At 73.8% G+C, this 25,594-nt stretch carries 21 protein-coding genes and 1 riboswitch; of the genes, 15 read left to right on the top strand and 6 right to left on the bottom strand.

From position 1 onward, the window contains the following. Nucleotides 1-26: 26 nt before the first annotated feature. The 4 genes from O7625_RS15215 (at nucleotide 27) to O7625_RS15230 (ending at nucleotide 4,162) form a co-directional block, all read left to right on the top strand. Nucleotides 27-569 (top strand): DUF2752 domain-containing protein, encoded by a 543-nt coding sequence (locus O7625_RS15215; protein ID WP_282346958.1) that lies wholly within the window; start codon nucleotides 27-29, stop codon nucleotides 567-569. Nucleotides 570-704: 135 nt separating this feature from the next. Further along, a complete protein-coding gene (gene thyX, locus O7625_RS15220) occupies nucleotides 705-1,448 on the top strand; it encodes an FAD-dependent thymidylate synthase (protein WP_067302752.1) in 744 nt (247 codons plus the stop codon). Between the two features lie 46 nt (nucleotides 1,449-1,494). Beyond that, on the top strand, nucleotides 1,495-2,421 hold the full coding sequence (dapA, locus tag O7625_RS15225; protein ID WP_282346647.1) for a 4-hydroxy-tetrahydrodipicolinate synthase: 927 nt from the start codon (nucleotides 1,495-1,497) through the stop codon (nucleotides 2,419-2,421). Between the two features lie 52 nt (nucleotides 2,422-2,473). Further along, a complete protein-coding gene (locus O7625_RS15230; RefSeq protein ID WP_067302660.1) occupies nucleotides 2,474-4,162 on the top strand; it encodes a ribonuclease J in 1,689 nt (562 codons plus the stop codon). 78 nt (nucleotides 4,163-4,240) lie between these two features. On the opposite strand, the gene O7625_RS15235 is transcribed toward O7625_RS15230, so the two are convergent. Beyond that, nucleotides 4,241-5,245, bottom strand: a complete 1,005-nt coding sequence (locus tag O7625_RS15235) for an SMP-30/gluconolactonase/LRE family protein (RefSeq protein ID WP_282346648.1) — start codon at nucleotides 5,243-5,245, stop codon at nucleotides 4,241-4,243. Between the two features lie 305 nt (nucleotides 5,246-5,550). Continuing rightward, entirely contained in the window at nucleotides 5,551-6,435 is an 885-nt protein-coding gene (locus O7625_RS15240; RefSeq protein ID WP_067302666.1) for a helix-turn-helix transcriptional regulator, read from the bottom strand. A gap of 185 nt (nucleotides 6,436-6,620) precedes the next feature. Here O7625_RS15240 and O7625_RS15245 point away from each other — a divergent pair, with 185 nt between their 5' ends. Beyond that, on the top strand, nucleotides 6,621-7,853 hold the full coding sequence (locus tag O7625_RS15245; protein ID WP_282346649.1) for a S1 family peptidase: 1,233 nt from the start codon (nucleotides 6,621-6,623) through the stop codon (nucleotides 7,851-7,853). 209 nt (nucleotides 7,854-8,062) lie between these two features. Here the strand turns inward: O7625_RS15245 and O7625_RS15250 are convergent, their stop codons facing one another. Next, on the bottom strand, nucleotides 8,063-9,667 hold the full coding sequence (locus O7625_RS15250) for a YbjN domain-containing protein (protein WP_282346650.1): 1,605 nt from the start codon (nucleotides 9,665-9,667) through the stop codon (nucleotides 8,063-8,065). Then, entirely contained in the window at nucleotides 9,664-10,140 is a 477-nt protein-coding gene (locus tag O7625_RS15255; RefSeq protein WP_282346651.1) for a YbjN domain-containing protein, read from the bottom strand. The genes O7625_RS15250 and O7625_RS15255 overlap by 4 nt, the downstream gene beginning before the upstream one ends. 113 nt (nucleotides 10,141-10,253) lie before the next feature. Between O7625_RS15255 and O7625_RS15260 the strand changes: the two genes are divergently transcribed. The 3 genes from O7625_RS15260 to O7625_RS15270 all read left to right on the top strand — a co-directional run bounded on the left by O7625_RS15260 (nucleotide 10,254) and on the right by O7625_RS15270 (nucleotide 14,390). Further along, a complete protein-coding gene (locus tag O7625_RS15260) occupies nucleotides 10,254-12,722 on the top strand; it encodes a DNA translocase FtsK (protein WP_282346653.1) in 2,469 nt (822 codons plus the stop codon). Nucleotides 12,723-13,109: 387 nt separating this feature from the next. After that, nucleotides 13,110-13,523: a hypothetical protein gene (locus tag O7625_RS15265; protein ID WP_282346654.1), complete on the top strand. Its 414-nt coding sequence runs from the start codon at nucleotides 13,110-13,112 to the stop codon at nucleotides 13,521-13,523. Nucleotides 13,524-13,538: 15 nt separating this feature from the next. Continuing rightward, on the top strand, nucleotides 13,539-14,390 hold the full coding sequence (locus O7625_RS15270; protein WP_282346655.1) for a transporter substrate-binding domain-containing protein: 852 nt from the start codon (nucleotides 13,539-13,541) through the stop codon (nucleotides 14,388-14,390). A 50-nt stretch (nucleotides 14,391-14,440) separates the two neighbouring features. Here O7625_RS15270 and O7625_RS15275 read toward each other — a convergent pair whose 3' ends face one another. Beyond that, nucleotides 14,441-14,686 (bottom strand): hypothetical protein, encoded by a 246-nt coding sequence (locus O7625_RS15275; RefSeq protein WP_067302756.1) that lies wholly within the window; start codon nucleotides 14,684-14,686, stop codon nucleotides 14,441-14,443. 162 nt (nucleotides 14,687-14,848) lie between these two features. Here O7625_RS15275 and O7625_RS15280 point away from each other — a divergent pair, with 162 nt between their 5' ends. Further along, on the top strand, nucleotides 14,849-15,376 hold the full coding sequence (locus O7625_RS15280) for a DinB family protein (RefSeq protein WP_282346656.1): 528 nt from the start codon (nucleotides 14,849-14,851) through the stop codon (nucleotides 15,374-15,376). Between the two features lie 107 nt (nucleotides 15,377-15,483). On the opposite strand, the gene O7625_RS15285 is transcribed toward O7625_RS15280, so the two are convergent. Continuing rightward, entirely contained in the window at nucleotides 15,484-15,798 is a 315-nt protein-coding gene (locus tag O7625_RS15285) for an SMR family transporter (protein WP_282346657.1), read from the bottom strand. Nucleotides 15,799-15,854: 56 nt separating this feature from the next. After that, a riboswitch (guanidine-III (ykkC-III) riboswitch) is annotated at nucleotides 15,855-15,920 on the bottom strand. A gap of 91 nt (nucleotides 15,921-16,011) precedes the next feature. Between O7625_RS15285 and O7625_RS15290 the strand changes: the two genes are divergently transcribed. The 6 genes from O7625_RS15290 to O7625_RS15315 all read left to right on the top strand — a co-directional run bounded on the left by O7625_RS15290 (nucleotide 16,012) and on the right by O7625_RS15315 (nucleotide 25,558). Next, nucleotides 16,012-16,938 carry an ornithine cyclodeaminase family protein gene (locus tag O7625_RS15290; RefSeq protein ID WP_282346658.1) on the top strand — a complete coding sequence of 309 codons (927 nt, stop codon included), beginning with the start codon at nucleotides 16,012-16,014 and terminating at the stop codon, nucleotides 16,936-16,938. Nucleotides 16,939-17,107: 169 nt separating this feature from the next. After that, a complete protein-coding gene (gene rimO, locus O7625_RS15295; protein WP_282346659.1) occupies nucleotides 17,108-18,643 on the top strand; it encodes a 30S ribosomal protein S12 methylthiotransferase RimO in 1,536 nt (511 codons plus the stop codon). A 77-nt stretch (nucleotides 18,644-18,720) separates the two neighbouring features. Beyond that, the gene (gene pgsA / locus O7625_RS15300; protein ID WP_282346660.1) at nucleotides 18,721-19,308 is read left to right on the top strand and encodes a CDP-diacylglycerol--glycerol-3-phosphate 3-phosphatidyltransferase; all 588 of its coding nucleotides are present in this window, start codon (nucleotides 18,721-18,723) and stop codon (nucleotides 19,306-19,308) included. 279 nt (nucleotides 19,309-19,587) lie between these two features. After that, nucleotides 19,588-22,779 (top strand): hypothetical protein, encoded by a 3,192-nt coding sequence (locus tag O7625_RS15305; protein ID WP_282346661.1) that lies wholly within the window; start codon nucleotides 19,588-19,590, stop codon nucleotides 22,777-22,779. Between the two features lie 198 nt (nucleotides 22,780-22,977). Beyond that, entirely contained in the window at nucleotides 22,978-23,439 is a 462-nt protein-coding gene (locus O7625_RS15310; RefSeq protein WP_282346662.1) for a hypothetical protein, read from the top strand. Nucleotides 23,440-23,485: 46 nt separating this feature from the next. Continuing rightward, nucleotides 23,486-25,558, top strand: a complete 2,073-nt coding sequence (locus tag O7625_RS15315) for a histidine kinase (RefSeq protein ID WP_282346663.1) — start codon at nucleotides 23,486-23,488, stop codon at nucleotides 25,556-25,558. Nucleotides 25,559-25,594: the final 36 nt, after the last annotated feature.

Below are 25,594 nucleotides of genomic sequence, written 5' to 3' on the forward strand. Positions count from 1 at the left end.
GCCGGTCGGGGCAGGACACCGATCCGATGCCGCCCGGCTCCTGGTCGGCCGGGCCGGGCACCGACCCGATGCCGCCCGACTCCTGGTCGGCCGGGCCGCCCGTGGCGTGGCAGCAGCCCGAGCCGGACCGCCTGACCCGGCTCGTGGTCCGCCTCTACGACCGTTCGCCGCGGTGGGCGGTGCCGCTGGCCGCGCTCGGCTGCGTCGGTGCCGGGATGGCGTACGCACTGATCAGCGGCCCGACCACCAGCGACCCGGACGCCCCGCCGAGCTGCCTGCTCAAGCTCACCACCGGGCTGGACTGTCCGGGCTGCGGGGGCACCCGCGCGCTGTGGTACCTGCTGCACGCCGACCTGCCGGCCGCCGCCCGGCACCACTTCCTCTTCGTCTTCGCGGTGCCGTTCCTGGCCTACCTCTTCGTCGCCTGGGCCGGCCGGCAGGCGTTCGGCTGGCGACTGCCGGAGCTGCGGCTCAGCTCCCCGGTGATCGGCGGTTTCCTCGCCGTCTGGATGGCCTTCTCGGTGCTTCGCAACCTGCCCTGGGCACCGTTCACCGCCCTCTACGTCTGACCCGCCGCCGCCGGGGGAGACGTTGGCCACCCGTCGCCGCCCCGGGGCGGAACTGTCCATGATCTCGCTGGTCAGCGCGGTGGCCCGAGTTTCCCCGCAGCCCGTCGGGCCACTACAGTCGCAGGAATGCCGGAGATGGTGCAGCCCCAGGTGCAGCTGATCGCGTGGACCCAGTTCCAGGCCCCCGACGACGTGCCGTGGTCGACCGACGCCGAGGGCGGCCAGGCGCTCGCCGAGTTCGCCGGCCGGGCCTGCTACCAGAGCTGGAAGAAGCCGAACCCGGCGACCGCCACCAACGCCGGCTACCTGGCGCACATCCTGGAGGTCGGGCACCTGTCGGTGCTGGAGCACGGCAGCGTGACGTTCTACTTCACCGGGGTGTCCCGCTCGTTCACCCACGAGCTGATCCGGCACCGGCACTTCTCCTACTCCCAGCTCTCCCAGCGCTACGTGCCGGAGCGGGACGCGGCGATGGTCGAGCCGGCGGTGATCGCCGACGACCCGGAGCTGCACAAGCGGTTCGTCGAGGCCGCCGAGGCGAGCGTCCGGGCGTACACCGAGCTGCTGGAGGGGCTGGAGCAGCGGTTCGCCGACGAGCCCAACCCGACGCTGCGCCGCAAGCAGGCCCGGCAGGCGGCGCGGGCGGTGCTGCCCAACGCCACCGAGACCCGGATCGTGGTCACCGGCAACTACCGGGCCTGGCGGCACTTCATCGGGATGCGGGCCACCGAGCACGCCGACGTGGAGATCCGTGAGCTGGCCGTGGAGTGTCTGCGGCAGCTCCAGCGGGTCGCCCCGAACGTGTTCGCCGACTTCGTCGTCGCCACCCTGCCCGACGGCACCGAGGTGGCGACGAGCCCGCACGCACAGCTGTCCTGAGCCCTTCCCCACCGGACGTCCGGTGCTCGTCCGCTAGGTTGTGAGCATGACGCACGACCACCCTGCCGCCCCCGACCGGGCCACCTCCCGCCCCTTCGGGCGTCTGCTCACCGCGTTGGTGACGCCGTTCACCGCCGACGGCTCCCTCGACCTCGACGGCGTGGCACGGCTGGCGACGTACCTCGTCGACGAGCAGGGCAACGACGCGCTGGTGGTCAACGGCACCACCGGTGAGTCGCCGACCACCACTGACGCCGAGAAGGAGTCCCTGGTCCGGGCGGTGGTGGAGGCGGTCGGCGACCGGGCGCAGGTGGTGGCCGGGGTGGGCACCAACGACACCCGGCACACCATCGAGCTGGCCGCCACGGCGGAGAAGGCCGGGGCGCACGGCCTGCTGGTGGTGACGCCGTACTACAGCAAGCCCCCGCAGCGCGGCCTGGTGCGGCACTTCACCGCGGTCGCCGACGGCACCGGCCTGCCGGTGATGGTGTACGACATCCCGCACCGGGCCGGGGTGCCGATCGAGACCGAGACGCTGGTGCGGCTCGCCGCGCACGAGCGGATCGTCGCGGTCAAGGACGCCAAGGGCGACCTGACCGCCACCAGCTGGGTGACCAGCCGCACCGACCTCGCCTTCTACAGCGGCGACGACGCGCTCACCCTGCCCACCCTGGCGGTCGGCGGGGTCGGCCTGGTCGGCACCTCGACCCACTTCACCGGCGCGCTCGCCAAGCGGATGATCGAGGCGTACGAGGCGGGGGACACCGGCGCCGCGCTGACCCTGCACCGGCGGCTGCTGCCCCTGTTCACCGGGATCTTCCGCAGCCCGGGGACCATCCTGGTGAAGGCGGGCCTGAACGCGATGGGCCTGCCCGCCGGGCCGGTGCGTCCGCCCCTGGTGGACGCCACCGACGACGAACTGGCCCTGCTGCGCGCGGACTGCGCGGCGGCAGGCCTGGACCTGCCCGAATGACCGAACGACACGACGGACGCCGGGTTACGGCGTCGCAGAATGAGGTGGACGCGTGACCGAGGCGCAATTCGAGGGTGAACTGCCCCCGCCACTGCCCGAGGGCGGCCTGCGGATCATCCCGCTCGGCGGACTCGGTGCCATCGGTCGGAACATGACCGTCTTCGAGTACGACGGCAAGCTGCTGATCGTCGACTGCGGGGTGCTCTTCCCCGACGTCGAGCAGCCCGGCGTGGACCTGATCCTGCCCGACTTCGGGCCGATCCTGGACCGGCTGGCCGACGTGCAGGCGATCGTGCTGACCCACGGCCACGAGGACCACATCGGCGCGGTGCCGTACCTGCTCGCCCACAAGCCGGACATCCCCCTGGTCGGCTCCCAGTTCACCCTGGCCCTGGTCGAGGCGAAGCTGGCCGAGCGGCGGATCCAGCCCTACACGCTGACCGTGCGGGAGGGGGGCCGGGAGCGGCTCGGTCCGTTCGAGTGCGAGTTCTTCGCGGTCAACCACTCCATCCCGGACGCGCTCGCGGTGGCCGTGCGGACCCCGGCCGGCCTGGTGCTGCACACCGGCGACTTCAAGATGGACCAGCTGCCGCTGGACGGCCGGATCACCGACCTGGCCGGCTTCGCCCGGCTCGGCGCGGAGGGCGTCGACCTGCTGCTGTCGGACTCGACCAACGCCGAGATCCCCGGTTTCGTCACGCCGGAGCGGGAGATCGGGCCGGTGCTCGACTCGATCTTCGCGAAGGCGCGGGGGCGGATCATCGTCGCTTCGTTCGCCTCGCACGTGCACCGGGTGCAGCAGGTCTTCGACTCGGCGCTGGAGCACGGCCGCAAGGTGGCGCTGATCGGCCGGTCGATGGTCCGCAACATGGGCATCGCCCGCGACCTCGGCCTGCTCAACATCCCGGCCGGTCTGGTGATCGGGATCGAGGAGGCCACCACGCTGCCGCCCGACCAGATCGTGCTGATGTCCACCGGTTCGCAGGGCGAGCCGATGAGCGCGCTGGGCCGGATGGCCAGTGGCGACCACCGGCACATCACCATCGCCCCCGGTGACACGGTGGTGTTGGCCTCCTCGCTGGTCCCCGGCAACGAGACCTCGGTCTACCGGGTGATCAACCGGCTGGCCCGGGCCGGCGCGGTGGTGGTGCACAAGGACGTGGCCAAGGTGCACGTCTCCGGGCACGCCCCGGCCGGCGAGCTGCTCTACCTGCTCAACGTCGTCCGGCCGAGCAACCTGATGCCGGTGCACGGCGAGTGGCGGCACCTGCGGGCGCACGCCCGGCTCGGCATCGAGTCCGGCGTCGCCCCGGACCGGGTGGTCATCTGCGAGGACGGCGACGTGGTCGACCTGGTCGAGGGCCGGGCCAGCGTGGTCGGGCACGTGAAGAGCCGGTACGTCTACGTCGACGGCCTGGCCGTGGGCGACGTCAGCGAGTCGCTGCTCACCGAGCGGCGGATCCTCGGCGACGGCGGGTTCATCGCCACCACCGTGGTGGTCGACTCGGTCACCGGCAAGGTGGTCGCCGGCCCGACCCTGTCGGCGAAGGGCTTCTCCGAGGACCCGGCCGCGTTCAACCCGGTGATCCCGCTGGTCACCGAGGCGCTGAACCGGGCCGCCGCGGACGGCGTCACCGATCCGCACCAGCTCCAGCAGATCGTCCGGCGCACCGTGGGGCGCTGGGTCAACGACGCGTACCGCCGCCGCCCGATGATCGTCCCGACCGTCGTGGAGGTCTGAGCGGGTCGTCGTACCGACAGCGTTGCGGGCCGGCCGCCGTCGTCACGACGGCGGCCGGCCCGCGCACCTGCGGTGCGCTCAGCGGTGGTGCAGGGGCACCGCGATCAGGTTGGGGTCGGTCGCGGTGGTGTAGGCGGCGCTGGCCACCAGGAGGGTGTGCCCGCGGACGGCCACCGAGGTCGGGTTCTGGAGACCGTCGGCACCGGTCAGCAGGGTCCGGGTCCGCCCGTCGCCGTCGACGACCACCACCGTGTTCGGGCCGTTGAGGGTGGCGACCACCCGGCCGTCGGGGGCGAAGGCGAAGTCGTCCAGGCCGACCAGCCCGGTCGCCCTGGTCTCGACACTGCCGGCCCGGCCCTGCCGCAGCGGGATCCGCAGCAGGGTGCCCTGGTCCAGGTTGGTCACCCAGACCGCGCCGTCGCGCACCTTGACGCCGTTGACGCCGAGGAACCCCGTGGCGGCGAGCGCGGACGCCGACGACCAGACCCGGGCGGTGCCGCCGGCCAGCGGAACGGTCGAGATGGTGCCGAGCACCGAGTCGGTGACGTAGAACGTCCGGCTCGTCGGGTCGAGGGCCAGGCCGTTCGGTAGCCCGGCGGCCGGCAGCGCGGCGATCCGTCGGGGCTGCTGGCCGGGCGGCATCCGGTAGAGGCCGGTGCTGGCGGCGTCGCCGCTGGCGTACAGGAAGTAGAGCGCGCCGTCGCCGGTGCGGACGATGCCGCTGGTCAGGGCGAAGCCGAGCACCGGGGTGGCGACGCCGCCGTCGGCCGGGGCCGGCAGGGTGGCCAGCACCCGGGTGCGCCCGGTCCGGTCGACGGCGACGACCTGCCGGGCCGCCGCGAACGTGAGGTAGGCCGTGCCGTCGGGGCCCAGCGCGATGTTCTCCGGCAGTTGCCCCTTGGCCAGGTCGAAGTGGGTCACGATCCGGGCCGCCGGGGCCGACCGGGCCGGGGTGACGGGGGCCGACCCGGCCGGGGTGACGACGGCGGCCGGGGTGCTCGCCGGTGCCGGAGCCGCCCATGGCATGACCAGGGCGCCGGCCGCCGCGGTGGCGACGGCGAGGGTGAGGATTCTGCTGCGCATGGTTCGTCCTTCTGGTGAGGGGTCCGGGAGCGGACCCGGTTTCGGGCGCGGACGATCCGGCACCCGTTCAGGTGCCCTCGTCCTACGGTGTCGCCGCGGCGTCGACCGGCCGGACCGTCTCCGGGTCCGGTGGCCTGCCCCCGCCGGGGCCGGCGGGGGCAGCAGCACAGCGCTGCCGCCGGTAGGGCAGCAGTGCAGCGCTGCCGCCGGTAGGGCAGCGGCGGGTGCCGCCGGTGGATAGTGGCCGCCGATGGGCGGTGGGTGGGTCAGCCGCCGGTGGGTCGGCCAGGGGTGGGCAGGACCGGTCAGCCGTGGGCCGGGAGCGGCTGCCGGGTGGCGGCGCGGCCGGTGACCGCGGCGTGCACGAGCAGCGTCATCGCCGCCTGCGACGGGGAACCCGGTGCGGTGGTGGCGACGACGACCGCCTGGTCGTCGGTGGTCCGCAGGGTCTGCTGGGTGACGGTCAGCTCGCCGACCACCGGGTGCCGCATCACGTAGCCGGCGGCCCCGCCGGCCTTGACCCGGTGGTCGGCCCACCCGGCGGCGAACTCGGGGCTGCGGACCGCCAGCTCGCCGACCAGCGCGGCGAGCAACGGGTCCGCCGGGTGCTGCCCGGAGGCCATCCGCAGGGTGGCCACCACCGCCCGTGCCTTGGCCGGCCAGTCGACGTACAGCTCGCGGGTGTGCGCGTCGAGGAAGACCAGCCGTGCCATGTTGGGCCGCCGGTCCGGCCGGTCCACCGCCGCCGGGTCCAGGTGGCCGGCGAAGAGGGCGTGCCCGGCGGTGTTCCAGGCCAGCACGTCGAGCCGACGGCCGAGCACCAGCACGGGCACGTCCCCGAGCGCGCCGACGAGCTGGCGTACGGCCGGGTCGACCCGCTCCGGCGGCGACCGGCGGACGGCCGGGCGTCGGTGCCCGGCGGCCAGTCCGGTCAGGTGGCGGCGTTCCGTGGCGTCGAGGCGTAGCGCCCGGCTGAGCGCGTCCAGCACCTCGGGTGAGGCGTTGGTGGCCTGGCCCTGCTCCAGCCGGGCGTAGTACGAGGCGCTCACCCCGGCCAGCAGGGCCAGCTCCTCCCGACGCAGCCCGGGAACCCGCCGCCGCCCGCCGTAGGTGGCCACCCCGGCCTCCTCCGGGCTGAGCCGGGAGCGGCGTGAGCGGAGGAACTCGCCGAGCTGTCCTGATGCCTGCATGACTCCCAGTATCGGCACCGGCCACCCGGCCAACCACACCCTGTCAGGGGTAGCCAGGGCGGCCGGCTGCGTGACGGCGTGGACACGTTCCGTCGATATCTGTGGATCTCCTCAACCGGGCGGTGTCCGTTTCCGTACCTCCGACCGGCGGGCGTACCCCGCGTCGGCCGGGAGGAGCATGACGGATGGACCGCAGACGGATGACAGCGATCGGCGTCGTGCTGGCGGCAGCGGGCCTGACGGCGGCGGTGACCCTGCCGTCGTTCGCCGGTGACCAGGGCGCGCCGGAGGCCGGTGGAGCCGACGCGCGGGCCACCGGCGGGGTGGCCCCCGAGGTGGTGGACGCCCTCAGCCGCGACCTGCGGATCAGCCGGGACCAGGCGGTCCGGCGGCTGACCGCCGAGCAGCAGGCCGCCAGGCGGCTGGCCCGGCTGCGGGCCACCCTCGGCGACACCTACGGCGGGGCCTGGATCAGCGGCGACGGGTCGACCCTCAACGTGGCGGTCGCCGACCCCGCCCAGGCCGACCGGGTGCGGGCCGCCGGTGCGGTGCCCAAGCAGGTCGACCGCCCGGTCGGCGAGCTGGACGCGGCCAAGAGCCGGCTCGACGCGGTGGGCCGGCAGGCGTCGCCCGCCATCACCGGCTGGTACGTCGACGTCGCCACCAACACGGTGGTGGTGCTCGCCCAGCCGGGTGCCGAGGCGCGGGCCCGCCGGTGGGCGGCGGGCAGCGGGGCACCGGCCGACGCGGTGCGGATCACCACCTCCCGGGAGCAGCCGCGCCCCCTGTTCGACCTGGTCGGCGGCGAGCCGTTCTTCATCAACGACGTGGGTCGCTGCTCGATCGGCTTCTCGGTGGTGGGCGGGTTCGTCACCGCCGGGCACTGCGGCCGGGTCGGCGACCGGACCACCGGTTTCAACCAGGCCCGGCAGGGCGTCTTCGCGGCGTCGTCGTTCCCCGGCGACGACTGGGCGTTCGTCCGCACCAACGGCCAGTGGACCCCGCAGGGGGTGGTGAGCGACTTCAACGGCGGCGTGGTGCCGGTCAACGGCTCCACCGAGGTGCCGGCCGGCGCGTCGATCTGCCGCTCCGGTTCGACCACGGGTGCCCGCTGCGGTGTCGTCCAGGCCCGCAACGCCACCGTGAACTATCCGGAGGGGACCGTCACCGGGCTGACCCGCACCGACGTCTGCGCCGAGCCGGGGGACTCCGGCGGCTCGTGGATCTCCGGCGACCAGGCGCAGGGCGTCACCTCCGGCGGCTCCGGTGACTGCACCGTCGGCGGGGTCACCTTCTTCCAGCCGGTCAACGAGATCCTCCAGCGCAACAACCTGACCCTGGTGACCGCCGACGGCCGGCAGGACGCGCAGGCGAACACCCGGCTGCGGGCGCGGACCGCCCCCGGATCGGTGCGCTGAGCGCGCACCCCGCGCCCCGGCCGCCGTCGACCGGCCGCGCCGGGGCCACCGGTACCGCGGCCCCCGACCCCCACCGCCCGGGGGTCGGGGGCCGCTCCGCGTCCGGCCCCGCCGCCCGGGTCAGGGCGGCACGGTCGGGTCAGGGCGGTCGGGTCAGGGCGGTCGGGTCAGGGCGGTCGGGTCAGGGCGGTCGGGCCAGGGCGGTCGGGTCAGGGCAGGGCGGCGACGGCCCTGGCGTACGCGACGCCGGTGCTCACCGCCGCGTCGACCAGGATGCCGAGCTGCGCCGGGGCCACCCCGTACGCCAGGTCGGTGCTGACGTCGCCGGCCAGTACCAGCTCACCGCCGGGCAGTTCGTGCACGTACGCCTTGGGCAGCAGCCGGTCGTGGTTCCAGGCGTTGCAGAACTCGTACGCCTCGGCGAGCCGTCCCGCCGCCAGCCGCCGGGCCGCCACCACCCGGGCGTGCAGGACCTCCCCCTGCCGGCCCAACTGGGAGAACTGGATCACCGCATCGTCCCAGCGGCCGACCACCACGCCACCGGCGTCCACCGCGTACACGTCACCCCGGGCGTCCAGCACGGCGGTGAGCTGCGCCAGGCTCAGCGGGGCCGGTTCGTCGGCCGCGGGCGGGGCCGGTTCGTCGTCCGGCTCGGCGACACTCTCCCCCGCCGGCACCGGCACCGGGTCACCGGTCGGCCGCTCGGCCAGCCAGGCGGCGATCCGGCCGGCGTGGTGACCGGTGCCGTTGCGGGCGTCGAAGCTGCCCGCCAGCCGGGTCGCCACGGCCAGCAGGTCGGTGCCGAGGGTCGCCACGTCCAGGTCGGCGGCCGGCCGGTCGGCGTGGCCGGGGCGGTGCACCCGTCGACCGTCGCGTCCGGACTCGACGGCGAGCGCGCAGACCAGCGCCCCGGCGGCGGCGAACTCCAGCGCCGACAGGTCGTCGTACGGGTGGTCCAGCCTGGGCAACTGCTCGGCGAGGATGTCCAGGCCCCGTTCCGGGTGCCCGGCCAGCGCACAGAACCGCAGCTGCGCGGCCAGGTACGGCATCGCCCGCCGTTCCCCCCGGTGCCGCCGGTACGCCCGCAGGTGCGCCGACGCGGCCCGCGCGGTCGCCCCGGTGCGCAGCCAGGGCAGCAGACCCACCGCGAGGGCGCCCTCCGGCTGGTCGGAGCACTCGACCACGGCGTCGAGCACCGGCCGCAGCGCGTCCAGCGCCGCCCGGTCGTCCCCCCAGCCGGCCAGCAGCTCCGCCCGACGGACCGGCAGACAGCCGGGGCAGCCGGCGGCCGGGTCCGGGTCGGTGGCCGTCCACCGGTCGTACCACCGGCGGGCGGTCGGCTCGTCACCCCGGTGGTCGGCGAGCCGGCAGCGGAGCTGGGCGACCACGGCGGCGTCCTCGCCGACCCGTCGGGCCAGCGCGTCGAGCAGCGCGTGGGCCTGGGTCAGCCCGATGCGGGGGGTGCCGATGGCGGCCTCCACCGCCTGCCGCAGGTGCCGTCGCAGCAGCTCCGCGTCGCCGGGGCGGGCGTCGAGCAGGCCGGGGGACCGGTCGACGGTGGCCAGCAGCCGGCGTACCGGCTCGACGATCCGCCACCGGCCTCCACCCCGCAGGTACGCCTCGACCAGCGCGAAACGGGCGTCCAGGCCGGAGTGCGGGTCGCCGAGCGCGTCGGCGCGGGCGGCGATCCGGTCGAGTTCGGCCAGTCGGGTCTCCCCGTCGGGCAGCTCCGCGGCGTCGGTGAGCGCGGACGCCAGGCCGGGGTCGCGGTGGACGGCCGGCCGGTCCGTCGGGGGGTGGAACTCGGCGGTCATCCGGGTGTCCCGCCGGGCAACAGGCCGACGGCGGCGGCGAGCTGGCAGCCGGTGGTGATGCCCCGGTCGAGCAGCTGGTCGAGCTGGTGCGGGGTGACCCCGCGTTCCAGGTCGGTGATCACCTCACCGCAGACCTGGGCGCGTCCGTCGTCGTCGACGTGCACGAACGCCTTGGGCCAGAGCCGGTCGCGGTTCCACGCGTTGCAGAAGGCGTAGAGCGCCGGCACGTGCTCGATGCCGAAGGTCGGCGCCGCCAGGGTGCGGACCTGGAGCAGTTCGCCGAGGGCGCCCTGGCGCAGGAACCAGACCAGGCTGTCGTCCCAGCGGCCGAGGAGGTCGCCGTCCTCGTCGGTGACGACGACGTACCCCCGGTTGCGCAGCACGGCGGCGACCAGCTCGGCGGTCAGCGGACGCAGGGCCTGCGGGTCACCCGCCAGGGGGTCCGGACGGTCCGCGAAGGCAGGCGACGCCATCGGGCATCCCTTCTATGGCGAATAACACGTCTGCGGGCGTGGTCCGTGTTGCGACGCGCGGACACGACCCGGAAAAGCGGCGATCTGCCGGGTAACGCCGTTACGGTGACTCTATGGCGGGCCGTACCCCTCAGGCGAGTCGGCGGCGCGGCGCGTCGCCGCGTGGCACCACGAACAGTCGTGCCCGTCAGCCGGCGAAGAAGACGACCCGGGCGACCCCCCGGCGGCGGCCGGTGGCCCGGCCCGCTCCGGCGGCGTACGTCGGGCGGGCCGTCGGGGCACTGTGGATGGGGTTGGCGCACGGTGTCGGCTGGGGCTTCCGGGCCGCCGGCCGGCAGGCCGCCTCCGCCCGGGACCTGGACCCGGAGCACCGCCGCGACGGCGCCGGGCTGCTGCTGTTCGGCCTGGCCATCCTCAGCGCTGTGGGCATCTGGTTCTCCGGCGCGGGCCCGCTCGGCGCGCGCCTCGCCGACACCGTGCGGCTCTTCCTGGGGGCGATCGCGGTCGTGGTGCCGGTGCTGCTGATGATCGGCGCCTGGCGGCTGATGCGTACCCCGTCGGACCCGGAGCACCGGGGGCGGGGCCTGGTCGGCTGGGGCTCCATGCTGGTCGCCACGGCGGCGATGCTGCACATCGGACAGAATCCGGTCGACCCGGTGCAGCGTGACTACGCCGGTGGCCTGATCGGCGCGGGGGTCGGCGACCTGCTGGAGCGGGCGATGACGGCCTGGGTGGCCATGCCCCTGCTGATCCTGCTGCTCGTCTTCGGGCTGCTGGTGGTCACCGCCACCCCGATCAACCGGATCCCGGAACGGCTCGGCCTGCTCGCCGGCACGCTGGTCGCCCCGCCCGAGGCCCCGGCGGAGGAGGTCGCGGAGCCGGCGGAGACCGTCGCCAAGCCGGCCCGTCGCCGGCCCCGCAAGGCCGCGCCGCCGCCGGTCGACCCGGACGACTTCGACGACGTCGGCCCGGAGGTGGATCTCCAGGAGACGATCGTGCTGCCCCGCCGGCCGGCCAGCCGGGTGCCGGCCAGCCGCAAACCGGTGGAGCCGCCCGAGCACTCGGCCCCGCCCACCCGGGCCGAGCAGCTCGCGCTGACCGGGCTCGCCGGCGACTACGTGCTGCCGCCGGCCAACATGCTCACCGGCGGCGCGGCCCCGAAGACCCGCAGCAAGGCCAACGACGAGGTGATCGCCGCGCTGACCGGCGTCTTCGACCAGTTCGGGGTGGACGCGGAGGTCACCGGCTTCACCCGGGGCCCGACCGTCACCCGGTACGAGGTCGAGCTGGGCCACGGGGTCAAGGTCGAGCGGATCACCCAGCTCTCCCGCAACATCGCGTACGCGGTGAAGTCGCCGGACGTGCGGATCCTCAGCCCCATCCCGGGCAAGAGCGCGGTCGGCGTGGAGATCCCCAACACCGACCCGGAGAACGTCGCCCTCGGTGACGTGCTGCGCTCCCGGGCCGCCACCAGCGACCACCACCCGATGGTGGTGGCCCTCGGCAAGGACATCGAGGGTGGCTTCGTGGTGGCCAACCTCGCCAAGATGCCGCACATCCTGATCGCCGGGGCCACCGGCGCCGGCAAGTCGAGCTGCCTCAACACCCTGCTGGTGTCGATCCTGACCCGGGCCACGCCGGACGAGGTGCGGCTGCTGCTGATCGACCCCAAGCGGGTCGAGATGACCGGGTACGAGGGCATCCCGCACCTGGTCACCCCGATCGTGACCAACGCCAAGAAGGCGGCCGACTCGCTGGAGTGGGTCGTCCGCGAGATGGACATGCGGTACGACGACCTCGCCGCCAACGGGGTCCGGCACATCGACGACTTCAACCGCAAGGTGCGCAACGGCGAGATCAAGGCCCCGCCGGGCAGCGAGCGGGAGATGCGGCCGTACCCGTACCTGCTGGTGATCGTGGACGAGCTGGCCGACCTGATGATGGTCGCCCCGCGCGACGTGGAGGACTCGGTCGTCCGGATCACCCAGCTGGCCCGCGCCGCCGGCATCCACCTGGTGCTGGCCACCCAGCGGCCGAGCGTCGACGTGGTGACCGGCCTGATCAAGGCGAACGTGCCGTCCCGGCTGGCGTTCGCTACCTCGTCGCTGGCCGACTCCCGGGTCATCCTCGACCAGCCGGGCGCGGAGAAGCTGCTCGGCCGGGGCGACGGGCTGTTCCTGCCGATGGGCGCGTCGAAGCCGGTCCGGATCCAGGGCGCCTGGGTGACCGAGCGCGAGATCGCCGACGTGGTGAAGTTCTGCAAGGACCAGCGGGAGCCGGAGTTCCGCAACGACGTGCTGGCCCCGGCACAGGACAGCAAGAAGAAGATCGACGAGGACATCGGCGACGACCTCGACCTGCTGGTGCAGGCGGTGGAGCTGGTGGTCACCTCGCAGTTCGGCTCGACCTCGATGCTCCAGCGCAAACTGCGGGTCGGCTTCGCCAAGGCGGGCCGGCTGATGGACCTGATGGAGACCCGGGGGGTGGTCGGCCCGTCCGAGGGCTCCAAGGCCCGCGACGTGCTGGTCAAGCCGGACGAGTTGGAAGAGGTCCTGGACGGCCTGCGCGGCGACGTGGACTGAGCCCCCATTAACCATCGTTTATCGGAAGAACGACAATCGAGGTATGGGGTTCGTGGGGTGTCGGTGCCTTAGAGTGGGCATCCGATATCACCGGGGCCAGGGGGATCCGTGCCGAACGAAGTATCTGCTCGCAGTGCGGATTCCCGCGGCGCAGATGCTCAAGGCACCTGGTCGTCCCTGGGGGGAATTCTGCTCCTCGTGGTAGGACTCGGAGCGGGCACCGTCTATCTTCTCGCCCTGGGAACAAAAGGTAACGATATCGCCCAGGTGCTGAGCCTTACGGCGGCCATGGTGTCCCTTCTGGTCACCGTTTACGAAAAGAGATGGCGACCCCGGGCGGCCCGCCCTCCCGTCCGCCTACGGTGGCGGCGGTTGTGGGTGGCTCTCGTGGCGGCGGTCCTGGCCTGTGTGTGCACCGTGGTGGTGTGGCGTGTCAGTGGGCGCAACAATCTCAACGTCACTGTCGACATGGCCGAGGCCGTGCCCGCTGCCGCCTTCGGCCCCGGCACCGAGTTGACGCTGCCGGTACCCGGTGGCCCCCCTCGACGACGATGGCTGGCGTTGACGCTCGCTCTGGAGAATGTCGACAAGACCGGCAACTGCGCAGGGCCGGCAATTCTGACTCTGCAGCCGACCGTCGACGGGGTGGCGGCGGCAACGGTCGAGGTGCGCTCGGGCAAGGAGGCGAAGTTGCCCTTGGCCGGTGCCACCAGGCGAGCGGAGGTCAAGGTCGGTGTTCGACGCGAAGATTCCGAGTGCTCCTACCGGTTGGACGTGCGGCAGGCAGTCCTCTTCAACTAGCCCAGGGAGTCGCTGATGGTGGGGTGGCGCAAGTGGTCGTGGGTGGGTCCGGCGTTCGTGATGCTGCTCGCCGGTTGCCCTGCTGCGCCGGTGGTGGAGCCGACGGCAACCCCGACGCCGGCGGTGCGGCCGGGCGGTCCGCTCGTCAAGTCCGTCGGCGTGGATGGGGACCAGCCCGGCTTCAGTGTGATGACCGGAGTGGGAAAGTACGACGGTTTCGATGCCGAGCTGGTGCAATGGTTGACGGGTCAGAACAATTGGAACGCGAAGCCCTTCGTGGTGGCCTCCAAAGATCGTGAGAAGGTCATCCAGGAAGACGTCGACGGCGAGACGATCGTCATCTCCACCTACTCGATCACCGACAAGCGTCGCGAGGTGGTGGGGATGGCGGGCCCCTATCTCAAGACCCAGCAGGGCGTGTTGGTGCGGGCCGGAGACAAACGTATCCGGTCCACCGACGATCTACAGCCCAGGTCGGTCTGCACGGTGGCCGGCACCACCTCCGAGGAGCAACTTGGTCAACAGGGGGTCACCAGGCTCACGCTGCTCGACGGTTTCCAGCAGTGCGTCGACCTACTGAAGGCAGGCCAGGTGGACGCCGTCTCCACGGACCTGTTGATCCTGCACGGATTCGTCAATGCCGAGGCGGGGGCGGTGGAGGTCGTGCCGGACCTCTTCTTCGGCAAGTCCGAGGAGTACGGCATCGGCTTCAAGCATGGCGACACGGCGATGTGCAAGCTACTCACCGCGTCGATCAAAGAGTTTATTCGCAGTAACACCTGGCGCACGTACTACGCCAGCCATCACTTTCCGCCAGAGTTGGAGGATAACAGTCGACCTAATCCGGACTACCTCGACCCCTGCTGAACGCAGGGCCTGCCGGGGTGCCGGCAGGCCCTGCGTGAGGAGGCGGCGGGTCAGCTGTTCATCATGGCGCTGACGAGCACCAGGCTGAGGATGATGGCGGCCACGTTCGCGGCGGCCGCGTACCAGCCGAGCGGCTTGTCGCCGAGGACCGCGCCGACGATGCCGAGCGCCAGGCCGATGATGCCGAAGATGACCGGCGCGATCAGCAGCGCGACGACGGCGAAGACGAACGCCAGGATGGTGCAGATGCGGGCGGCGTTGGTACGCGGGCGGGCGGGAGCGTGGGTGTCGGCCATGACGTCCTCCGTGGTCGGGAGCATTGAGTGCGGTGTTGATCGCTCACTACCCACACCGGACGAAAACTACGCACCGGGCGGCGACCTCCCACCCCGTGCCCGTCGGCGTCGGCCCGGGAATTCCGATCGATCCGGGGCCTGCCGGTGTGGCAGGGTCATCCGATGCCGGCATCCCGTGGTGACCTGTTGCGTGCGCAGTTCGAGCTGACCTGGGCGCTGTTCGAATACCACCTGGAACGCCTGGAGCCGGCGGACCTGCTCTGGGAGCCCGGGCCGCTCTGCTGGACGATGCGCCGGGATGCCGACGGCGGGTGGGTGCCGGACTGGGCCGACGTCGAGCCTGACCCGGTTCCCGTCCCGACGATCGGCTGGATCACCTGGCACATCGGCTGGTGGTGGACGGTCGCTGGCGACCATGCCCGGGGGCGTCGGCCGCGGGAGCGTACCGAGATCGGCTGGCCCGGCGACCGGGATGGGACGGTGGCGTGGCTGGGTGACCTGCGTACCACCTGGTTGGCGGTGCTCGACCAGCTCAGCGACATCGACCTCGACGCGACCGCATCGTTCCCCTGGCGGGACGACCCGGCGTACACCGTCGCCCACATGGTCGCCTGGGTGAACGCCGAGCTGATGAAGAACGTCGCCGAGATCGGCCAGCTCCGGTTGCTGCGGCAGGCGGGCCGGCCCTGACCCGTCGAGCGCTCCCTGGGAGCGGGCCCGGCGGCCGGGACCGGCCGTTCACCGGCAGCCGGCCCGGCCGCTTCCGTGGGTCGGCCCGGCCGCTTCCGTGGGTCGGCTCAGTGGAAGAGCTTGAGGCCGACCACGCCGGCCACCACCAGCAGCAGGCTGAGCAGCCGGGGCAGGCTCGTCGACTCGCCCAGCGCCACCATGCCGACCACGGCGGTGCCGACCGCCCCGATGCCGACCCAGACCGCGTAGCCGGTGCCGACGGGGATGTCGCGCAGCGCGTACGCCAGGCCGACCATGCTGGCGACCAGGGTGACCGCGAAGACGGCCGAGGGCAGCGGCCGGGTGAACCCGGCGCTGCGGTCGAGGGAGACCGCCCAGGCGGTTTCCAGGAGTCCGGAGAGCACCAGCACGATCCAGGCCATCGGGCATCACCTCGGTGGGTCGGTCCCGGGCCGCGACCGGGGACGAGTCGGTTCGGTACGGGGCGTCTTGGCCTGACCGGGTACGCCCACGACTCGTCCGGGGTGGCCGCGCGGGCCACCACGACCGACGCTAGCACCGCCGGGTGCCGGGGTGGGGTGATCCCTCCCACCACCTCTTGAGCTGAAGTCAGCTTCAGGTTGCAGCATGACGACATGACGCTGCTCTTCGACGACCGGCAGGTCGCCGCCGCCCTGGACGCACCGACCACCGTCGCGGCGATGCGGGACGCCCTGCTGGCCGCCCACGCCGGCCGGCTCGTCGCCCCACCCCGGGCGTCCGCACCCCTGACGGGCGGCCGGATGGTGCTCACCGCCGGGCAGCTCACCGACGAGTGGTACGGCTTCCGCTCCTACGACACCCTCGGCCACCCGGCCGGCGGGCAGCTGGTGGTGCTGCACGACGCCCGGACGGGGGCGGTACGGGCGATCGCCGTCGGCGCGGAGCTGGGCTCCCGGCGTACCGGCGGGCTGGGCGCGGTGGCGGTCGACGCGCTGGCCCGCCCGGACGCCGCCACCCTGGGGGTGATCGGCTCGGGCGGGCAGGCGTGGACGCAGGTGTGGGCGACCGCCGCCGTCCGGCCGCTGCGCGAGGTGACAGTGCACAGCCGCTCGACGGCCCGCCGGGAGGCGTTCGCCGCCCGGGTCCGCGCCGAGCTGGGGATCCCCGCCCGCGCCGTCGGCTCGGCCGCCGGGGCGGTCCGCGACCGGGACGTGGTGGTCCTCGCCACCACCAGCGTCACCCCGGTGCTGGCCGCCGCCGATCTCGCCCCCGGCACCCACGTCAACACCGTCGGCTTCAAGCAGGTGCACCGGCACGAGTTCGGCACCGACCTGCTCGACGCCGCCGACCTGCTGGTCACCGACTCGCCGGCCCAGGCGGCGGCGTACGACCCGCCGCTGTTGACCGCCGTCGGGCCGTACCGGGGGAGGCTGCGGGACCTGGGGGCGGTGCTGGCCGGCGCGGTCCCCGGCCGGACCGGCGCGGACCAGGTGTCGGTGTTCTGCTCCACCGGGCTGGCCGGCACCGAGGTCGCCCTGCTGGACCGGCTGGTCCGGGTGGGTGCGGCGATCACCAGCTGAACGTCCCCGCCGATGCGCCACGATCAGATTGCGGTGGCGGCGAGTGTTCCCGGCGTGTCGTGTGCATTTTCGTCATTTGATCAACGACGGGCCGGGCGGCGGGGTGAACCGGCCGACACCGCGCGCTGCCGTCGGTCAGGCCCGCTCCCGCGCCCGGTACCCTCGGATGGTGTCTGCCACCCCCACGCCCGACCATGCCGGCCCGTCCCGCCGCGCCCCGGAGCAGCCGCCCGCCGACGGCCGCCGGGTCGCCCTGCTGACCCTGGGCTGCGCCCGCAACGAGGTCGACTCGGAGGAGCTGGCCGCCCGACTGCACGCCGACGGCTGGCAGGTCACCACCGACGGCGAGGGCGCCGACGTGGTGGTCGTCAACACCTGCGGGTTCGTGGAGAAGGCCAAGCAGGACTCGATCCAGACGCTGCTCGCCGCCGCCGACACCGGGGCGAAGGTGGTCGCCGCCGGCTGCATGGCCGAACGGTACGGCCGGGAGCTGGCCGACAGCCTCCCCGAGGCGCAGGCGGTGCTCAGCTTCGACGACTACCCCGACATCGCCGCCCGGCTCGACGCGGTGCTGGCCGGCGAGGCGATCGGCGCGCACACCCCCCGCGACCGCCGCGAGCTGCTGCCGCTGACCCCGGTCGCCCGGCGGGAGTCGGCGGTGTCCCTGCCCGGCCACGGCACCCCCACCCGGGTCGCACCGGAGACCGACGCGCACACCCCGGCACACCTGCGGCAGGTGCTGCGCCACCGGCTCGACACCGGCCCGGTGGCCTCGCTGAAGCTGGCCAGCGGCTGCGACCGGCGGTGCGCGTTCTGCGCCATCCCCGCCTTCCGGGGCGCGTTCGTCTCGCGTACCCCCGACGAGCTGCTCGCCGAGGCGGAGTGGCTGGCCAAGACCGGCGTCCGCGAGCTGGTGCTGGTCAGCGAGAACTCCACGTCGTACGGCAAGGACCTGGGCGACCCGCGGGCGCTGGAGAAGTTGCTGCCGCAGCTCGCCGCGATCGACGGCATCGTCCGGGTGCGGGCCAGCTACCTCCAGCCCGCCGAGACCCGGCCCGGTCTGGTCGAGGCGATCGCGACCACCCCCGGCGTGGCCCCCTACTTCGACCTGTCGTTCCAGCACTCCAGCGAGCCGGTGCTGCGCCGGATGCGCCGGTTCGGCTCCACCGACCGGTTCCTGGAGCTGCTGGCCGGCGCCCGTGCGCTGGCGCCCGAGGCGGGGGCGCGGAGCAACTTCATCGTCGGCTTCCCCGGCGAGACCAAGCAGGACGTGGCCGAGCTGACCCGCTTCCTGACCGAGGCGCGGCTCGACGCGATCGGCGTGTTCGACTACAGCGACGAGGACGGCACCGAGGCCGCCGGGCTGCCCGGCAAGCTCTCCGCCGCCACCGTCAAGCGCCGCTACGACCGGCTCGCCGCACTCGCCGACGAGCTGTGCTCGCAGCGGGCCGAGGAGCGGCTCGGCAGCACGGTCGAGGTGCTGGTCGACACGGTCGACGACGGTGTGGTGGAGGGCCGGGCGGCGCACCAGGCCCCCGAGGTCGACGGCTCGACCACTCTGGTCGCCCCGGTCGGCGGCGGGGTCGACCTGGCCGCGTTGCGCCCCGGCGACCTGGTCCGGGCCACGGTCACCGCGACCGAGGGCGTCGACCTGGTGGCCGTGCCGGATGAGATGATCTCGGCGGCGCCCGGCGCGGAACGGTGACGGTGGGCCCGGACGGAGCGGGGGAGCCAGGTGGGGCGGTGCCAGGTGGGCCTCGACGGCCGGAGCGGGGTCCGGCGGTGACCGGGGCGGCGGAGTCCGCGCCGCCGGTGGCCCGGGTGCCGGTGCTCAACGCGGCCAACGGCCTGACCCTGCTGCGGCTGGTGCTGGTGCCGGTCTTCGCGGTCTCGGTGACCGCCTCCGGGATGACCCACACCGGGTGGCGGATCGCCGCCTGCCTGATCTTCGCGTTCGCCTCGATGACCGACCTGGTGGACGGCTGGATCGCCCGCCGGTTCGGCCTGGTCACCTCGGTCGGCAAGGTGGCCGACCCGATCGCCGACAAGGCGCTCACCGGCGCGGCCCTGGTGCTGCTCTCCGTCTACGACCGGCTGCCCTGGTGGGTGACGGTGCTGATCCTCGCCCGCGAGCTGGGCATCACCGGGCTGCGGTTCTGGGTGATCCGGCACGGGGTGATCGCGGCCAGCCGGGGCGGCAAGCTCAAGACGGCGTTGCAGATCCTGGCCATCGCCTGGTACCTGTGGCCGATGCCGGCCGCCCTCGCCGCCGTCGGTCCCTGGATCATGGCCGCCGCCGTGCTGGTCACCGTGGTCACCGGCTTCGACTACGTCGCCCAGGCCGTGCGCCTGCGCCGCCCCCGCCCCTGACCGGGGCTTCCCACCGTCACCGCCCGGCCGGAGCTTCCCACCGTCACCGCCCGGCCGGGCGTCCCGTCGTCACCGCCTGACCGGGAGGCGTCCCGCTGTCGCCTCGGTGACCGCACCGGAATCCCGGGGCAGGTGGGACGGCTGTCCCTGCCGGCCGGGACGCCATGCCCCGCAGAGTCGTCACCGCACCGGCCCCTGCGGTCCGGTGCGGCGTCGGCCCGGTCGGGTCGTCGCCCGGCGACGGCGGGCGGTCTGCGCCCGGTGGCGGGAGGAACAGCGGTGGGGACAGCGACGAGACAGATCCGGGGACGCTCCCGGGGCGGCGGGTGGCGGGGCCGACGGCTGTGGGCCGCCGGCCTGACGGCGGTGCTGGCGGTCACCATGCACCAGACCCCGGCCCGTGCCGCCGACCCGGTGCCCTTCGACGAGCAGGCGGTGCACGGGGCACTGTTCGGGGCGGTGGTGCAGCTGCGCGACGCCGGGGCGGCCGGGCTGAAGGACGCCCTGCTCACCGCCGAGCTGCTGGACTGGCGCACCGGTCAGCCGGGCGCCGACGCGACGCAGGTGGCCGGGCACGTCGCCACCACCCGGGCGGTCGCCGACGCGGCGGTCGGCGACGCGCGGGCCGAGGACCGGTCCAGGTTCGCGGTGGCGATGGCGGTGTTGGCCCGGCTCGGCGACTCCACCGGCGCGGTGACCACCGGCCCGGCGGTGCGGGCCTTCCTGGCCAGCACGGTCGGCGCGGAGGGCGCGAACGTGGTGCCGGACGCGTTGAACCTGGTCCGGGGCGGCTACCAGGAGGCGGCGTGGAACGCCCGCTCCCGGGACCTGACCCAGGACACCTGGCGGGAGCTGCACCGACGGGCCGCCACCGACGACGCGCTGGCCGCCGGCTGGGACAGCGCCTTCGCCGGGCGGACCGGCACCGGGGTGCGTACCCCGGTCGACGGGTTGCTGGCCGCGCGGATCCACGAGCCGCGCGCCGACGGCAACACCGGCACCCTCGGCCACTACGTGCCGCTGGCGGCGATCCGTGACCTGCGCGGTGACCCGGCCGCCTTCCGGACGCTGGTGCAGGAGCGGGCGTACGCCGCCCTGAAGGTGCTCGACACCGACGGCAACAACCGGATCACCGAGGTGGTCGGCTACGCCAACAGCTACCCGCTCAACCAGGACCCGAAGCCGAGTCAGGCGGTGGTCGACGCGGAGAAGGCGAAGACCGAGCTCAACCGCAAGATCTTCGAGGGGCTGGGGTCCACCGTCACGGTGCTGTCCACCCTGGTCGGTTTCGTGGACAAGAAGTTCGGCAAGCAGCTGGAGACCATCGGCAAGGCCGTGGTGACCTCGGTGACCGCGATCAACACGTACGTGACGACGGTGCTCGGGCAGGGGCTGACCATGGCCGCGACGGCGATGGGCACGGCGGTGCTGACCGGCAACCTGCTCGGCGCGGCGGTGAGCCTGATCGGCCTCTTCGCCGGTGGCGGTGATCCGAACGCCGCGATCCAGGCGGAGATCGGCAAGCTGCGCCAGCAGATCGACCGGCTGGCCAAGGGGATCGACAAGCGGTTCGACCGGATCGAGTCGGCGCTCAAGGAGATGTACGCCGGGCTGGTCGCCCAGCTCGACGCGCTCACCAAGGGCCTCGACGAGGTACGCGCCAACCTCGGTCGGATCGCCACCCAGTTGCAGACCATCGAGCGCAAGGTCGACTCGATGGCGCTCGCCACCCACGTGGCCCTGGAGAACATCGCCAAGAGCCCGCTCAACCAGGTGATCACCACGTACGTGCACCACAGGGAGATCACCGGGCAGCCGATCCCGGACTACCTGGGCACCTACTTCCCGAAGGCCGAGTCGCCGACCTTCACCTTCGCCACCGTCACCGCATCCGACGAGGGCACCTTCACCGCCCCGGCCGGCGCCAGCCTGGCCGACCCGGTCAGTGTGCTCGACACCCACCTGCCGGCCGGTTCGATCAACTACCTCGGCCGGTGGGCCAGGGACCGGGTCGGTGGCGAGTGGACCACCGGTCCGGTCGCCAACGCCGCCGCCTGGACCACCGCCGCCCGGGTCTACAACATCCTGCAGCTGGAAAACCCGCAGTTCGCCGGGCAGGTCGCCGCCGGCCGGGGGGAGGCCGTGACCGAGGCCGGACGGACCGTCAACGAGCGGGTCCGTCAGTTCAGCCAACCGACGGCCGACGGCCGCACCAACCCGCTGTTCACCGCGCTGATGGCCGACTACCGCACCGCGGTCGCCGGGTGGAACGCCCAGGTGGAGAACGTCCGCAAGGCGGTGGTCTGGAACGGCAGCGACACCCTGCCGGTGCACGACATGTGGGGCAGCCCCGACCAGGAGCTCCCGGCGGCGAACCGGATTCCCGAGACCGAGTCGATCGGCGGGTGCGGCCCGACCCGGGTCGCCCGGCCGACCCCCTCGACGGTACGCCGGAGCAACCTGCCCAACGCCTTCCACCTGGCCCACCACGCCATGCCGCCGGGGCACGCACCGGCGTTCTCCACCTGCTACGACGCGAACTTCGTCAACGTCGAGGAGCACGAGGGCCCCCGGTTCGTGACCACCACCGGCGATCTCCAGATCACCCTGCGGTCGCGGGTCAAGTGGGCCGGCGGGGACTGGCAGGAGGTGCAGAACACCACCCGGACGTTCCCCGTCGGCACGATCTGCTCGTGGGACGTCCGGTCCCCGATCCCGCAGGGCTACTGCCACGACGAGAACAAGTACCTCACCGAGCGGTGGGCGGGGACGTACAAGCCGGCGTTCGAGTCGGCGGCGGTCCCGGTCAACGCGACCCAGGCGACGACCGCCCGCACCAAGGCCGCCGCGATGCTCTCCGGCCGGCAGAAGTACTTCTACCGGGTGATGCGGGCCGGCACCGGGCCGAACCCGCCGAGCGGCGACACCTGGGAGGTGTCCCGGGTGCTCTGGCAGAAGGGCAAGGCCGTCGCGGACGCGTTGCGGCTGTTGCAGGCGTACACCGAGTTGGGCTGGGGGACCGCGCTGGAGCTCGACGACAGCCTGACCGGCCTGCTCCTCGGCGGCAACGGGTTGCCCGCCGACTACACCCGGCCGCGCAGCGACGCCGACCAGTCGGCCCACCAGCACCTGCGCAACGCGATGACGCAGGCGGTGGCCAACTACGCCGACTGCGTGCAGACGTTCGACTGGAACCCGTGCGACGGGGACCGGTCGGGCTTCGACCCGCTGCGCGACCAGGGCCAGTACGGTGCCGGCTGTGCCCAGGCCACCATGCCGGACAAGCCGCGTGACCCGCTGAGCGCCTGCCTGGCCGGCGCGGCGTACGTGCGGGTCGGGCAGCTCGGCGAGCGGTACGACCACTGGTCGGCGCGGATCCGCTCCGGCGGGCACACCGAGGGGCTGCCGGAGGTCACGGCGACGACCGACATGACCCGGGCGACCACGGTGGGCGTCCACCCGGCGGGCTGACGCCGATCGGTCCCGCCGGCCCGGGACGTCCGCCCCGGGCCGGCGGGACAGCCGACGGACGACGATGGTTCGGCCGTTCACCGTCGACCGCCGGCCCACCCGGCGGTGCCACTGTGGACGATCCACCACCTACGCTGCGGCGGGACGGGTGCCGGGAGACCGGCCCCGTCGTCCGCGCCCGGCATCCGAGGAGTGACCATGACGCTGCACGCCGGCGACGACCGACGGATCCTGTTGATCGCCACCAACGACACGTTCTGCCACGTCTACCAGGACCTGGCCGACCTGCTGGCCGCCGCCGACCACGGCGAGAAGCTCGCCGGGGCGGTCGAGTTCTTCGACGTCACCGGGCGTCGGCTCCACCCGGTCTTCTCCGCCGACTGGCGGCTGGAGGCGTTGCAGGCCGGCACCGGCCCGGCCGTGCCCGACCTCGTCCGGCAGCGGCTGGCCACGGTGGTGGCGCACGTGACGCGGTACGTCCACGACCATCCGGACGTGCTCATCCGGTCCCGGATCTCGCTGGAGCGGGCGCTGTCCGAGCTGCCCCGCCTCGACGACCCGGACCTCTCCGAGGTCATCGGCGCCCTGCCGGAGCACCTCGAACACGACTCCGGGAACTGGCTGCACAACGCCATGCACGCCGCCGGCTGGGCGGACTGACCCGACATCCGCCCCGACCACCGACGACCACCCCGGAGGGCCTGCCGTGCCGTCGACCATCGCCGCGCTGTCCACCCCCCGCCGGGTCCTGGCCGGGGTGGGGCTGGTCGTCGCCGTGCTCGTCCTGGTCGGGCAGTGGCGGGATCCCTACCCGGCGGCGGCCGGGCCGGCGGCGTTGACCGGCGCGATCGCCGTCTCGTTCACCGCGCTCGGGGGGCTGGTGCTCGCCGGGCTGCCCGGCCACCCGGTCGGCCGGCTGATGCTGGCGGCCGGTCTCGTCGCGGGCACGACGGTGCTGGCGCTGAGCTGGTCGGTGGTCACCCCGTTGGCGTGGCTGAGCCAGTGGCTCTGGTGGCCGCCGTACGGCCTGGTCTTCCTGGCCCTGCTGGTCTTCCCGGACGGCCGGCTGCCGGGCCGGCGCTGGCGGCCGGTCGCCGTGGGGCTGGTGGTCACCACGGCGGTGGTGGCGGTGGCGTTGGCGGTGGCCGCCACCAGCGACCCCCGGGGCCTGCTGCTGTCCGCCGCCCCGGCCGCCGACCCGACCGCGCGGCTGCTGGTCCGCCTCGCCCTGCTGACCGTCGCGGTGGAGCTGCTGCTGGTGGCCGCCGTGCTCGGGTCGCTGGCCCGTCGTTGGCGGCGGGCCGTCGGCGAGGTCCGGCAGCAGCTCGCCTGCCTGCTGGCCGCCGGTACGCTGTTCCTGCTCGGCCTGCTGCTGGACTGGCTCGGCCTCTCCGGCGCGTGGCTGCTGATGGTGATCGCCATTCCGGGCGCGATGACCCTGGCGGTGCTCCGCTACCGGCTCTACGGCCTGGAACAGGTGATCAACCGGACCCTGGTCTGGCTGGTGATGAGCCTGCTGGTGATCGCCGCCTTCGTCGGGGTCGTCGCCCTGCTGCGGGACCTCGTGCTGCGCGGGGACACCTCGAACGCGTCGCTGGTGGCGACCGGCCTGATCGCGGTGACCTTCGAGCCGCTGCGGCACCGGGTGCAGCGCGGGGTGAACCGGCTGCTCTACGGCGACCGCGACGAGCCGTACGCGGTGCTGGCCCGGCTCGGTGACCTGCTGGAGCGGACGGTGCAGCCGCAGGCGGTGCTGCCGCTGCTCACCGGCACCATCGCCCGCTCGCTCCAGGTGCCGTACGTGGCGGTGGAGCTGGGCGGGGAGCACGTCGACGCGGGCCACCCCGGGCGGGTGCACGCCGCGTACGGCCGGGCCACCACCTCGCTGGAGCGCTTCGACATGGTCACCCACGGGGAACGGGTGGGTCGTCTGGTGGTGGCCCACCGGGCGGCCGGCACCCGGTTCACCCCGGTCGAGCGGCGGCTGCTCCGCGACGTCGCGATGCACGCCTCGGTGGCCGCCGCGACCGCCCGGCTGATCGGCGACCTGCGGGACTCCCGGGAGCGGCTGGTGACGGCCCGGGAGGAGGAGCGCCGCCGGCTGCGCCGGGACCTGCACGACGGTCTCGGTCCGACCCTCGCCGGCATGGCCATGCAGGTACGCGCGGCCCGCAAGATCGTCCCGGCCGACCAGGAGCGGCTGACCCGCATCCTCGACGGGCTCGCCGCCGACCTGCTCACCTGCACCGGCGAGGTACGCCAGCTGGTCGACCAGCTCCGGCCGGCGGCCCTCGACCGGGGGCTGGAGTCGGCGTTGCGGGCCGAGTGCCAGCGCTTCGACGGCCCGGCCCTGGCCGTCCGGCTGAGCGTGCCGGACGCCCTGCACCGGCTGCCGGCCGCCGTCGAGGTCGCGGCGTACCGGATCGTCGGCGAGGCGCTGGCCAACACGGCCCGGCACGCCGGGGCGACCTGCTGCGACGTGGTGGTACGCCGGGGCCGGGCGCTGGTCGTCGAGGTGTCCGACGACGGCACCGGCATCGTCGCCCGCCGGCCGGGCGGGGTGGGCCTGGACTCGATCCGGGAGCGGGCCACCGAGCTGGGCGGCGACTGCGAGTTCGTCGCCCGCGTCCCGCACGGCACCCTGGTCCGGGTCCGGCTCCCCCTCCCGTCCGACGACGACCCCCCGCCCACCCCCGCCGCCCCGCCCCCGGCCCACCCGCTTCCGGTGATCAAGAGGTTTGCGTCAGGATCCGGCCGGAGGATGACGCCAAGCTCTTGATCACCGGGGGTTCCCGGAACCCGGCGGGGGGCGCGG

The sequence above is a fragment of the Micromonospora sp. WMMD714 genome, assembly GCF_029581315.1.
Lineage (GTDB): Bacteria > Actinomycetota > Actinomycetes > Mycobacteriales > Micromonosporaceae > Micromonospora > Micromonospora rifamycinica.